The sequence below is a fragment of the Mycolicibacterium agri genome (assembly GCF_002553505.1).
GTDB classification, from domain to species: Bacteria; Actinomycetota; Actinomycetes; order Mycobacteriales; family Mycobacteriaceae; genus Mycobacterium; species Mycobacterium agri.
Window position 1 is genome coordinate 1 of the sequence record NZ_PDCP01000005.1, and the last position, 12,564, is coordinate 12,564.

Below are 12,564 nucleotides of genomic sequence, written 5' to 3' on the forward strand. Positions count from 1 at the left end.
CTACGATGCATCACGGACCGACCAACCCCTGGTCGGAATCCAATAGCTCGAGCCTCCGGCGAATCCAGGGCGATTCAGCCGACGCCCACGCGGAGGTCGAAGTCAGGCTTCGTCCCCATCGTGACTACATAGAAATGCTTAGCGTCACGACAAAGTATGCCCCCTTGGTCTGGCCGCGCTTTTCGACGCGTTCGGCGGTGAGGTCACGCGCTACGTCAAGAATCTCGTGGTCAACCGGGTCGGCGGCGCGGTCCGGGACGTCAATTGGCTCCTCGCGGGAGCTCAATACAGTGGCCCACTCCCGGGACTGGGTGGATCACCCGGTTACCCAATGGTGCACGTGGGTCATATCGGAACGGCGATCGAAATGGACGTCGTCATGTGTAACATCGGCGCCAGCGTCTCCTCGGCCGTCGCAGGCCGATGGTACGACGATCCTTCGTATCTGGCACAGGTGAGCGATGACCCGCAGTTGCCAACTCTACGGCTCGCCAAAGACGTTTGCACGCTGACGAATGTGCCGTACGGCACCGCCCGTGGCTTCGCGGTCAAGATGATCGATCGCCGAACGGTCCGCGACCCCATGATGCGGACAATTCGTTACGAGGTCGAGAACCATCCCACATTCCGCAGAGACCCGTCATGGCGCACTCGATGGGTTGTGAGCGTGGGCGACACACAAATCTTCGTCCAAGACAAGTGGAGCTCCGAACCCGGCGCGCGCAGGCTACTCATCGACCGGAGGAGCGACGAACTTTACACCGCTCCGAAGGTGAATGTCGGCTGTTGCCATTACCGTCCGCCGGACGACCCGCAGTGGCCTCATGACTTCACCGTCGGCTCGATGCTCGTCGAGGACCGCTGGCAGCGAGACCACAAGTACGTCCGCTGGCACCGAGCGATCAGTTGGCAGGATAGTGACGAGAACGGGCCCAAGGTCGACGAAGATGGCTACCCGATCTACAAGAGTAAGCTGCGTCGATCCGCGATCCACAAGACCGACATCTGGGAGCGGTGCAAATTCAGCGACCGGGGCTCCAATCGTCCGTGCGGCGAGGAGGGCATCATCTACATGGATGAATTGCCGGCACCGGTGCGCGACGGATTCCGTAATGAACTGTGCCCGTACTGCTTCACTTAGCAGCTGAACAGAAAAGTTACACGATCAACGTGCCAACGCAGAACTACGAACTTCCGGCAAGGCGCAACTTTTCACCTTAGCGATACGTTATCGGCAGCACCGCCGTAATCACTCTTTGGAGATTCTAGATGGCCGACAGCGTGCTCTACTTTCCCTCCATCCGTCCGCCCGAAAACGAGTGGTTCACCAGCGTACTGCTCTACTGGGACAGGGTGGGCACAATCCTGCCTGAGGAACTCGCCGACGATGATCGCTTTCTGCGGTCCTATACGAGCGCCCTTCTAAGGGAAGAACTACTAGTACCGGTTTCGCCTACCAACGAGTTCTGGTACGGCGATGCGGGCGACCACTTCGACGCGTTTCTCAGTCTTATCGATAACGACCCGCTCGTGCAAAAAACCATGTCGCCGGCCACCCAATGTGCATGGGAGCGCGTTCACCTCACCAAGATTGGCTACGGACTTGCTACGGCGCTGGTCGAGCGTTGTCTCGCAAAAGATCCCAGCGGTGACCCGGGCTCGCTGTGGATCGACGTCGAGCGGCGTACCGCGAACCTCCTTATGGCATACCTCGCCGTGATCGTCGGCCAGGATAAGACGGTGGGGATGGATCCGATCACGGACTCACCAGCCGCCATCGACGCCTTCAAACCGCTCCCTGAGCACGACCGGCTGCTTGACACAAAGCGGCACTCAATTCGATTCGAGCTACTGCGGGACATCCTGCCCGCACCGGCGGGTGGAATCGAGCCGGCGAGACTGGCGGAGTTCAAAGAAGATCACAAGGAACTCCTCACCAACTTCCGCAGACGTATCGAAGCCGAAGCGATCCACTGCGCTGGGCAATCTGATGACCGCGATCGCGCCGATCTGATGAACGCCGCGCGCGACGGCTTGAAACAAGAACTCGCCGAGATTGAAGAGCGGATGAAGGAGCGAAAGTGGACGGTGGTGTGGAGCGCGGTCGGTGTCGTCGCCGCCGCGCTTACTGTCGCCGATCTTGCCTTCACAGGCGGGACGCTGGCCACGGCAGCCAGCACACTCGGCTTGGTGGCAGCCGTGGATCAAGCGTTTCGAGGGCAACGCCGGTCTGCCATCTTCGATCGTCCGCTCGCGTTCGCCGCATTCGCGCGCCGTGAGCTCGGGTCGTGACAGCCGTGACGACAATGGCGTGCGAAACTGCGCCCACGACAGAGCTCGACGCCTGCTAAAGGCTGTTCACGGCCGCGGCCTGGTCTGGCAGTGTGTGTGTGGGGGGCGTCACGGGTTCGAGTCCCGTAGCTCGACTTCTTTGATAAGCCCGCTTCAATGCTCCATCGGGCGGTTTCCGTCATGCATGTAAGCGCTCTCGGAGTGCGCCATCCCAGGGCGCGTTTCTACTGCCTTTCGGCGCCTACCCGGCACCACGAATGACCCGCTGATCCTGCGGGCGGGCAGACCCACCGCCCACGTGTCGTCCCGATTTGGTGCGGTAGGAGATCTACGGCCGTCAGGCCGCCCGATCGTCCGGAGGTGAGGGCCCGCCGGGTTCACCGGCAGCGTCGACCGACGGTGGGGCGTCCGACTCGGTGCCGTTGCCCTTAGTGCCGCATTCCGTGTCGCCGACTCCGTTGCCGTCGGCCTCGTTGATGTCGCCGACCTCATCGGTGTCGTGTTCTGTGTCGCTGACGTCGTTGGCGTCGTGTTCCGCGTCGCCAACCTCGTTGTCGCCGACCTCATTGTCGCCAGTGGATTCGGTCGACGGATCAATGTCGTTGTGGCTGCGAGATTCCGGATCATCGGGTGGGCGCAGAAGCGCTTCGGGTCGGTGGTAGTAGTTGACCCGCGCTTGGCCGGTGTCTAGCGCCGGTGGTGGGATCCATTCGACTTCGCCGCGGTCGTTGATGCGGGTGGACCAGCCGCCATCTTCGTCGACGCTGCGGTTGTCGGACCCGCATGCCAGGCCGAGTTCGTTGATGTTGGTATTGCCGCCTTTTGACCAATCGGTCGATGCGTGATGCACCTGGCAGCCGTAGGCGCCGACCGTGCAGCACGGCTTGGTGCACCCGCCATCACGAGCTATCAGCATGATGCGCTGCGCCGGGGAGGCGATCCTTTTGGCGCGGAAGAGATCTAGTGCTGAGCCGGTCGCGCCGTCGAACACCGCCAGGTAGTGGTTGGCGTGGCCGGCCAGCCGGATCACATCGGCGATCGGCATGACAGTGCCTGCGCCGGTCGTGCCGACGCCGGCCCGAGACTCCAGATCCTGCAGGGTGGTGCGGATGATGATCGAAACAGGCAATCCGTTGAGGTTCCCGAGATCGCCACTCATCAGGGCGATGCGCCCGACGGCGACCATGGCATCGTGTTGACGCTGAGCAAGGCTGCGGTGGTCGTTGTCGATCTGTGCCTGTGTCGGCGTCCCCGATGTGCACGGTGCGGGATCATCGGGATTGCACATGCCCGGCGCGGCGTACTTGGCAAAGATCACTTCCCACACCGCCCGCGCTTCGGGGGTGAAACTTCCTACGACGTCAGTCATCCCGTCGCGACGTTGCTTGCCCTGTGAAAACCCGCGTTTGCGGGCGCGTTCGGCATCATCGGGCACCGGTCCGTCCTGGTCGAGAAGAAACACGGTGAGGTCGGCCAAGTCCTTCAGTTCCTTCGGGCCGACACCGGTGGCACTACGAACCCAGTCGGCCTCGATCCGCTCGCGGGTGGCGCCGTCGACGAAACCCGGCAATCTGTCGATGGCCTTACGGATGACTTCCACATGTTCCCCGTTGATCAACCCGCGTTCCCGAGCGGCAGCAGTGGCCGGCAACACTGGCGGCAGTAACGGCCCGGTCAACGCCTGACGCGGCGCCAACACGGCGGCTTCGGTCAACCGTCGGTTCGCCTCGCTGGTGGAGATCCGCCAGCGAACCGTCAGCACCTCTTTCCACGATTTGGCACCCATCTTCTTCGGCGTCGTCTCGCACTGCAGCCGCGCCAGCATGCGGTGACTCATCGAGGGCAATCGGCACGACAGGGTCTCGAGTTCATCGAGAGCCGCCACCAACTCGCTACCGGTCAGCAGGTCGACATCACAGCAGGCCACCTCGTCAAAGGCGGCACGCAGCGCGGTGACTGCTGCCTGCAAGTCGCGATCCGACATATCTCGAACATACATTCGAACACCGACAAAATTTCGGGTCACCATCGGCGACCAACCAGTGCGCGCCTTCGCAACGTCACCTATGACGCAGTCGCCCATGGTCGCCGCTTCGAAATGGTGAAAATCTAGTCCTGTCGTCGGCGTGGATGAGTAAATCGTGCGAAGTACGGAGCAATCGCCTCCGAAGGAGGATCGATGTCGCTGGCGGGCTGGGAGGCGGAGCTGAACCAGACCATTTCGGCGGGCATCGGGGAGGCCTCGATTCCCGGCGTCATTGTCGGCGTGTCCAAACCAGACCAGGCTCCGTACGTCCGGGCGTTCGGAGTTCGCGACACCGGTACCGGCGAGGCCATGACGCCCGATCTGTCGATGCGTATCGGCAGCGTCACCAAAAGCTTCACCACCACTGCCGTTCTGCAGTTGGTGGACCAAGGACGAATCGGCCTTGACGATCCGATCGGCAGGTATGTGCCCGACGCCCCGAACGGTGATCAGGTCACCATCCGTGAGTTGGCCGCAATGCGCTCCGGGCTCTACGACTACTCCGTGCATACCTACCCACCGGCCCCCGGTGACGAATACCGTCAATACAGGCCCGAGGAATTGGTGCAGATGGCCGCGAGCCATCCGCCCCGTTTCCCTCCGAACGACCGGTTCGACTACAACAACACCAATACGGTGCTGCTCGGCCTCGTGGTCGAAAACGTTTCGGACCAGCCTCTGCGCGACTACATCCGCGACCACATCACCCAACCGCTCGACATGCAGAACACCCTGTTGCCGGACGGTACCGAATTTCCCTCACCGCGCGCACAGGGCTACACCCGACGCCCCGACGGCCAGATCGTCGATGCCGCCGGCTGGAACACATCGTGGGGGTGGGCTGCGGGAGCGATGGTTTCGACGCTGGACGACCTGCGGATCTGGGCGCCAAGCGTGGCGATGGGTGCCCTCCTTTCACCGGGCACGCACGCCGAACGCTGCAAGTTTCTGCTGGCTCCGTCGGAGGGCGAAGGTGCGCTCTATGGGCTCGGCCTGGAATACCAGAACGGCTGGATCGGTCACAACGGCAATCTCGACGGATATCAGAGCTACGCCTACTACCTACCGCCCGAGGACACCACGCTGATCATGCTCGTCAACTCGAACGTCGAAGTTCTCGGCGTGTGGAACTTCTTCACCAGGATCGCGAACATCGTCAGCCCGGCCCACACATGGCCGCTGCCCCCGTCTGAGTAGACAACCGGCCAGTCGTCTGCGTCTCGCAGTCAGTCGTAGATGACGGCTTCGCCGCGACGCTGTAGTTCGGCGAGGTTGTCGCGCATGGCTTGCAGCTGTTCGGGTGTGTGTCCGACCCAGTCGGTGAGTTCACCGACGATCCGGACCGGCTCTCGGGTGCGGTAGGAGCGGGTTGGGTTCCCGGGCAACTTCTTGTCGGTGACGTTCGGATCGTCTTCGAGCGGGCCTTCCGGTTCGACGATGTAGATCCGTCCCGGGCCGTCGCCGGAGGCCAGCTCGGCGCCCCACACCGCGGCGTCGAGGGTCTGTGTCACGTAGACGTGGTTCATGATGCGGCCCTCCTCGAAATTCGACGGGCGCCCGGGCACCAGCCGGTCACCGACCTTCAAATCGGCCTTGGTGCCGTGCAGGTAGGCACCCGACTCGTGGACTTCAAAGGGTTTCGGCGGGTTCGGCACAGCGGTTCTCCATCGCTCGCGGTTGCTGGCCGGACGATTGTGCCGCACGCGCGGGGCCTTGCCGCAAGGCCCAGTCCCCGCCGTATAGTGAGAGTGGGACAACAGGATTCGGCCACTTCAGCCGCGTTCGGAACCCGGTGGCCCGGACCACTTCATCCCGCCTGCGCCAGCACGTCGCGCGGCCGCCCGATTCGGTCGAAGCGGCAGGCCCGCTCGGCGAGGCGCTGGGCAGGGTCTTCGCCTGCGAGAGTTCGCAATTCGGCGTGGATCGCCGCGCCCATGCGACGGCAGAACGCTTCCGGCTCGGCCGCAGCGTCGGGGTGCTCGGCGATGATGCGGTCGACCAGACCGTGCTCGAACAGATCCGCCGAGCGCACGCCCTGCTGCTCGGCCATCTCCGCCGCGTGGGCAGTGTCGCGGTGCAGGATGGCGCTGGCGCCCTCGGGTGGGAGCGGCGACAGCCAGCCATGCTGAGCCGCGAGCACCCGATCTGCCGGAACCAGCGCCAACGCGCCACCTCCCGTGCCCTGGCCGAGCAGCACCGACACCGTCGGCACCGGCAGCGACACCATCTCGGCTATGCAGCGGGCGATCTCGCCGGCCAGCCCGCCCTCTTCAGCATCACGCGACAGCGCCGCGCCGGCGGTGTCGATGACGGTGACCAGAGGAAGGTCAAGTTCGGCGGCCAGCCGCATCCCGCGCCGCGCCTGTCGCAACGCGCCCGGCCCCAGCGGCGCCTGCGGCGTCTGCCCGCGCCGATCCTGGCCGAGCAGCACACAGGGCATGTGCCCGAGTCGCGCCAGGGCCAACAACAGTCCCGGATCGGTTTCGCCCTGCCCGGTCCCGCTGAGCTGCAGGACATCACCGGCCGCGTAGCGCAGGAGTTCGCGCACGCCGGGGCGGTCCTCGCGACGCGAAGCGCGCACAGATTCCCAGGCAGGCACGTCGGCGACCGGAACCGTGGGTGGGGCAGTCGGCACGGATGCGGTCCGGTGTGGGCGCACCATGACGCTCAACGCACGCGCGACGACGTCGGACAACTTCTCGAGCGGCAGCACGCCGTCGATCAGCCCGCAGGCCTCGAGGTTCTCAGAGGTTTGCACGCCCTCCGGGAACGGCGCGTCGTAGAGCGCCTGGTACACGCGCGGACCGAGGAAGCCGATCAGCGCGCCCGGCTCGGCAAACGTCATGTGTCCCAACGATCCCCACGACGCGAACACCCCTCCGGTCGTCGGGTGGCGCAGATACACCAGATAAGGGAGGTGCGCGGCCCTGTGGTCGACGACGGCCGCGGTGATCTTGACCATCTGCAGAAACGCCGCGGCCCCCTCCTGCATGCGCGTGCCGCCCGAGGTCGGCAAAGCGAGCAGCGGCAGCCTTTCCGCCGTCGCGCGCCGGATTGCGGCGGTGAGCCGTTCGCCCGCCGCGATCCCGATGGATCCACCGAGGAATCGGAAATCACTTGCCAACAAGGCAATTCGGCGGCCCTCCACTGTCGCGGCGCCGGTGATCACCGCCTCGTCGAGCCCGGTGACCGAGCGCGCGTGCGCGAGCTCCTGTGCATAGCCGTTGTCACATTCCGCGTCGGCGATGGGCGTGTCCCACGTCGTCCATGACCCGGGATCGATCACCGCCGCGACAGCATCACGCGCGCTAGGGCGTTTCATCGCCGGCCTGCTGTCAACTCGTCGATCAGGTCGTTGTCCGCGCCGAGCACCGGCGGCGCAGTGTGGTTTCGCCGGGTGCGTTCGGGCCCGCCCACATCAAAGAAGCGCAGCGGCGGCCCAGGCAGCGTGATGGTGCCAAGGGTCGCATGGTCGACGTCGATGAGTAGTCCCTGTGAGCGGGTTTGCTCCCACTCGTAGACCTCCCGCAGATTGCGGATCCGCCCTGCGGGAACGCCGATTTCGGCGAGGATGGCGAGCAGCTCGTCGGTGGTGTACAGCGAGAACACACTCTGGACCAATTCCTTGACGCGCTTCTGGTTGGCCACGCGCTCAGGATTGGTCGCCATTCCCTCGGCATGTGGGTCGAGCTGTAAGCCGTCGCAGAAGCGCTTCCACAATCCCTCGCTGCCGACGGCGATCTGCACGGCGCCGTCTGCGGTGTCGAACAGGCCGTACGGGCAGATGGAGGGATGGTGATTACCGGTCGCCTCGCCAATCTGCCCTGCGACAGTCCATTTGGTGCCCTGGAAGGCATGCACACCGACGATCGCGGCCAGCAGCGACGCGCGGACCACCTGACCCCGCCCGGTGCGGGTCCGCTCATTGAGGGCGGCCAGCACACCGAACGCGCCGTACATGCCTGCAAGTAGGTCGGCGATCGGTACCCCAACCCGTTGCAGGTCATGGGGATTGGCCCCGGTCACCGACATCAGACCGGCCTCACCCTGAAGAATCTGGTCGTACCCGGCACGGTCGGCTTCGGGCCCGTCATGACCGAACCCGCTGATCGACAAGACAACCAGACGCGGATTGAGTTCCCTCAAGACCTGCTCGGAGAAGCCGAGCCGGTCCAGAACGCCGGGGCGGAAGTTCTCCATGAGCACGTCGGCGCGGCGCAGCAGTTTCATCAGGACGGTGCGGCCGGCTCGGGCTTTCAGATCGAGCGTGACCGACTTCTTGTTGCGGTTCGCGCACAGAAAGTAGGTTGATTCGCGCGCTGCCCCTTCGGGTTCCATGAACGGCGGCCCCCAGCCACGGGTGTCGTCGCCGCCCCCGGGATTTTCGATCTTGATCACTTCGGCGCCGAGGTCGCCGAGCATCATCGCGGCGTGCGGGCCGGCCAGGGCGCGGGTCAGATCAACCACGAGGATGTCGGCCAGCGGGCCGGCGGACGGGGTCACCTGCGGGCCCGAGTGAATGGATTCGGTCATGAGGGCCTCCGGTTGGCTTGGAGAACTAATGGATGAGTGGCCTAGCCAATTCAGCACAGCACCGCCGGCTGGGCATGTCAACCACCTGGCATTAAGAATTCGAAGTGACTTGAGCCACAATAGAATTCAGCAAAACAACAACATACGACGAATGCCCGAGACGGATTATCTTCCGCCTCGGGTCATTTCGTCTTTGTGGTTACAACCAGCCGGGGAGGACCAGAACCGCCCAGGCGATCAGAGGCCCGATTGCGATGACCAGCCCGCTGTATTTCAGGATCTGCCGGTAGAACACGTCGCGATCCACGCCCTGGGCATTGGCGAGTACGAGCGCGCCGTTGGTCGAGAACGGGCTGACATCGACGATCGTGGACGCGATGGCCAGCGCGACGACGACACCGATCGGCCCGATGTCACCGGCCAGCAGCAGCGGAACCGCAAGCGGGATGGTGGCTCCCAGGATCGCGGTCGATGACGCGAACGCCGAGACGATTCCGCCGAGGTAGCACAGCAGCAGGGCAACCAGCAGCGGCATACCAAGGCGCGCAACGCCATTGCCGACCCATTCGACGGTGCCGGCCTCTTGCAGGACGCCCACGAAGGTCAATACTCCGCCGATGAGCAAAACGGTGGACCAGCTGATCTGCGCTACGGCGCCCTTCTGGGCCTTGGGCGATGCCAGCGCCAGCACGGCGGCGACGGTCATCGCGACGAAACCCACGTCGAGGTCGAGGATCAGGGAGAACAACCCGAGCGCGCCCAGGCCGATGATGGTGAGCACCTGGTCGAAGGACGCCGCACGCCGTGGCAGCGGGCTGGTCGGCGTATTCGGGGGTGCGGTCAACGTGGCCGTCGACGCCGCGGTCCCGTGTCCAGAGAAGACGGGGCTACCGCCCGAGCCCGTCGGTGCCGAACCTCCGCTGCCGTCGGCACCGGGCGCGGCGGTTTCGTCGTCGGCGTCGAAGCTCTGGGTGGTCCGCCCGATCAGCTTGCGGCCGCCAAGGAAGATGAAGAGCAGCACCCCGATGCCGAGGTTGAAGAAGAAGCTGCCGAGGAACAGCGCCAGCGGGCTGTTGAGCAGTTCGGCCTTGGCGACGATGTTGTTGACAGTGACGCCGTAGATGCTGATGGGGGAGAAGCCGCCGGCCTGAGCGCCGTGGATGACCATCATGCCCATCAGCAGGGCGCTGATCTGGTACTTGCGGGCGAAGGTCAGCGCGATCGGCGCGATGATGGCGACCGCGGCGGGCCCGAGTGCGCCCAGGGCCGTCAATACCGCGGTGATGCCGAACATCACCCACGGAATGAACGCGACTCGGCCTCGGACGAGGCGTAGCGCCCCGCGGACCATCAGGTCCACGGTGCCGTTGTTCTGCGCGATCGCAAATAGGTAGGTGACGCCGACCAGCGTCAGGAAGAGGTCGCTGGGGAAGCCTGCAATGATGTCGTCGGTATCCATACCGACGGCGAGAGTGCCGACCAAGAAGGCGGCGACGAAACCGAGCGTGCCCATGTTGATGGGGAGCAGCGTCGCCGCTGCGAACATCGCGACGAGGGCGAGAATCGGGATCAGTTCGAGCGGCATCGGGACTCCGAACGTCGAGCGAGCAGTGAGCCAGTGGAGCACTGGCCTAGCCATTACACCAGTGGGATAGGTCACTGTCAATAACGAGTGTGAGGCATGCTACGGCGGTTGGCAGGGCGAGACGGGTATCCTCTGGTTCAGAGAGTGGGTGAGCTAGTGGCTGAGCAACTCAGACCTGTGACGCGCCCCCGGCTCTACGAGGTCATCGTCGAGCAGCTGTGCGCGTATATCTACAACAACGAGATGAAGCCAGGTGACCGGCTCCCGGCAGAACGCGATCTGGCCGCCAAGTTGGGGGTGAGTCGCGCGTCGCTGAGCCAGGCGTTGGTCGCACTCGAGGTGCAGGGTGTCCTGTCGGTCCGGCACGGCGACGGTGCCATCCTCATCCGGCGGCCGACCGAAGAGGGGTCGATCCGCGCCCTGCGTGAACATGCCGATCGCATTCCCGACATCATCGAGGCGCGCGAGGCCCTCGAAGTGAAGCTCGCCGGATTGGCGGCGCAACGGCGGACCGACGCCGAGATGGTGGCCATCGATGCGGCCATCGCCACGATGGAGAAGGAAGTAGAAGCCGGTGAGCGCGGCGTGGTCGGCGACGAGATGTTCCACGAGGCCATCACATCCGCGGCGCACTCGTCGTTGCTCGCCAAACTGATGCATGAGATCGCCGGCCTGATAAGGGAAACGCGCATCGAGTCGCTCTCGCAGGAGAACCGCCCCCGCGCGTCACTGGAAGGGCACCGGCGCATCGCCGACGCGATTCGCAGGCAGGATTCGCAAGAGGCCGCCAAGGCGATGGCCGATCACATCCGGATGGTCTCCGACGTAGCGCTATTGCGCGAGGCGTGAAAAAGGGTGCACTGAAGTCACTCTCGCGTCTCAGCGCTCGCTGATAATGCGCGCAGTCCGCGTAGCGTCCGTTCGATCAGCTCACGGCGATCGTCGATCGGCATCGATTCACCGGGCATCGTGCTCGCCTGCAGGAAACCCTGTGCCACCAGTTCGCCGACCAGAAACCGCGTCGCACCGAGCGGCAAGGACAGCTGCGCGGCGATCTCGGCGACCGATCGGCTCTGCATGCAGCACGCCAGGATTTGGCCCCGCACATCATGTTTCGGCCACCGCGGCGAATTCATTGTCGTGCGCAGTGTTTCGATCGGCGCCTCGAGCGGTACCGCAACATCAGTGGTCTCCGGTTCGGTGAACCAATCGCTCTTGAGCTGCTGATGTCCTGACAAGGCGTGTGGCGAACGTCGCGACAACGTGTAGTTCTGCAGAAACCACAATGCCTGGTCGGCATGCACCGATGCCCTCAGCTCGCTGGAGACGACCTTGAGGACGGTGCGGTCCGTGTCGATGACGAATGTGGTTCGTCGAACCGGAAGCAGTCGGGCCAGCAGGCCGCGGCGTCGAATATGGCGTCGGCGTCGGGTCGCCTCACGCGTGACGACGGATTCGCGCAGCTTGGCGAGCCTGCCCCGATGCACCCCGAACAACTCGGACACCACGCCGTCAGCGTCGGAAAGCAGCGGATAGTCGAACTTGCGTTGCTGGGCGAAGTGGGCCTGCCGGTCCACGGCGTCGGTGCTGATGCCCAGCCGCTGCGCGCCAACCGAGGCGAAGTCGGTGCTCAAATCCCGAAAATGACACGCCTGCGCGGTGCAGATCGGTGAGGACGCGAGCGGAAAGAAGAACAGCACCACCGGACCTTCGGACAAGAACTCCGACAGCCGCCGAGGGCGACCGGTGTGATCGAGGAGAGTGAAGTCAGGCGCCTTGTCGCCCGCGATCATCGGCAAAGACTAGCGCGGCACGCTCACACGCGGGAGATCTGCCCGTCTGACTCGACGTAGACGGTGCCCGCCTCGTGGGCCCCAGGCGTGTACGGCATCTCGTGCCGACCACTGGAATGTCTTCGCCTCGCCAACCACACCAGACCGGCGATCGACAGCAGCCCGGCGGCGACGGCCGTCGGCCACGCGAGGACCTGCGCCAGCCATACCCGGCGCTGAACTTTGACGATTCGCTGCTGGGTGTGCCGCAGCCGACTGACCTTGTCCATGCGCACGGGAATGCCCACGATCGACCAGGTGAAAACGGCCAAACGGCGGTATCCCGCCGTAATCAC

11 protein-coding genes are annotated in these 12,564 nt (G+C 64.5%); 4 read left to right on the plus strand and 7 right to left on the minus strand.

Going from position 1 to position 12,564, the window contains the following annotated elements:
* Positions 1-367: 367 nt before the first annotated feature.
* On the plus strand, positions 368-1,141 hold the full coding sequence (locus CQY20_RS04175; RefSeq protein WP_133119018.1) for a hypothetical protein: 774 nt from the start codon (positions 368-370) through the stop codon (positions 1,139-1,141).
* 128 nt (positions 1,142-1,269) lie between these two features.
* The gene (locus CQY20_RS04180) at positions 1,270-2,292 is read left to right on the plus strand and encodes a hypothetical protein (protein ID WP_097938409.1); all 1,023 of its coding nucleotides are present in this window, start codon (positions 1,270-1,272) and stop codon (positions 2,290-2,292) included.
* Between the two features lie 337 nt (positions 2,293-2,629).
* On the opposite strand, the gene CQY20_RS04185 is transcribed toward CQY20_RS04180, so the two are convergent.
* A complete protein-coding gene (locus tag CQY20_RS04185) occupies positions 2,630-4,291 on the minus strand; it encodes an HNH endonuclease signature motif containing protein (RefSeq protein ID WP_097938410.1) in 1,662 nt (553 codons plus the stop codon).
* Positions 4,292-4,471: 180 nt separating this feature from the next.
* On the opposite strand from CQY20_RS04185, the gene CQY20_RS04190 reads away from it, so the two are divergent.
* Positions 4,472-5,515 (plus strand): serine hydrolase domain-containing protein, encoded by a 1,044-nt coding sequence (locus CQY20_RS04190; RefSeq protein WP_097938411.1) that lies wholly within the window; start codon positions 4,472-4,474, stop codon positions 5,513-5,515.
* Between the two features lie 29 nt (positions 5,516-5,544).
* Here the strand turns inward: CQY20_RS04190 and arr are convergent, their stop codons facing one another.
* The 4 genes from arr to CQY20_RS04210 form a co-directional block, all read right to left on the minus strand.
* Positions 5,545-5,973 carry an NAD(+)--rifampin ADP-ribosyltransferase gene (arr, locus tag CQY20_RS04195; RefSeq protein WP_097938412.1) on the minus strand — a complete coding sequence of 143 codons (429 nt, stop codon included), beginning with the start codon at positions 5,971-5,973 and terminating at the stop codon, positions 5,545-5,547.
* Between the two features lie 152 nt (positions 5,974-6,125).
* On the minus strand, positions 6,126-7,640 hold the full coding sequence (locus CQY20_RS04200; protein ID WP_097938413.1) for a carboxyl transferase domain-containing protein: 1,515 nt from the start codon (positions 7,638-7,640) through the stop codon (positions 6,126-6,128).
* Positions 7,637-8,851, minus strand: coding sequence for a CaiB/BaiF CoA transferase family protein (locus CQY20_RS04205; RefSeq protein ID WP_097938414.1), 1,215 nt, complete (start codon positions 8,849-8,851; stop codon positions 7,637-7,639). The genes CQY20_RS04200 and CQY20_RS04205 overlap by 4 nt, the downstream gene beginning before the upstream one ends.
* Positions 8,852-9,050: 199 nt before the next feature.
* A complete protein-coding gene (locus tag CQY20_RS04210) occupies positions 9,051-10,436 on the minus strand; it encodes an SLC13 family permease (protein WP_097938553.1) in 1,386 nt (461 codons plus the stop codon).
* Positions 10,437-10,592: 156 nt separating this feature from the next.
* Between CQY20_RS04210 and CQY20_RS04215 the strand changes: the two genes are divergently transcribed.
* The gene (locus tag CQY20_RS04215; protein WP_097938415.1) at positions 10,593-11,285 is read left to right on the plus strand and encodes a FadR/GntR family transcriptional regulator; all 693 of its coding nucleotides are present in this window, start codon (positions 10,593-10,595) and stop codon (positions 11,283-11,285) included.
* A gap of 17 nt (positions 11,286-11,302) precedes the next feature.
* On the opposite strand, the gene CQY20_RS36160 is transcribed toward CQY20_RS04215, so the two are convergent.
* Together CQY20_RS36160 and CQY20_RS04225 are read right to left on the minus strand one after the other, a co-directional pair.
* Positions 11,303-12,229 carry a redoxin domain-containing protein gene (locus tag CQY20_RS36160; protein WP_097938416.1) on the minus strand — a complete coding sequence of 309 codons (927 nt, stop codon included), beginning with the start codon at positions 12,227-12,229 and terminating at the stop codon, positions 11,303-11,305.
* Positions 12,230-12,252: 23 nt separating this feature from the next.
* Positions 12,253-12,564 carry a hypothetical protein gene (locus CQY20_RS04225; RefSeq protein ID WP_234816091.1) on the minus strand — a complete coding sequence of 104 codons (312 nt, stop codon included), beginning with the start codon at positions 12,562-12,564 and terminating at the stop codon, positions 12,253-12,255.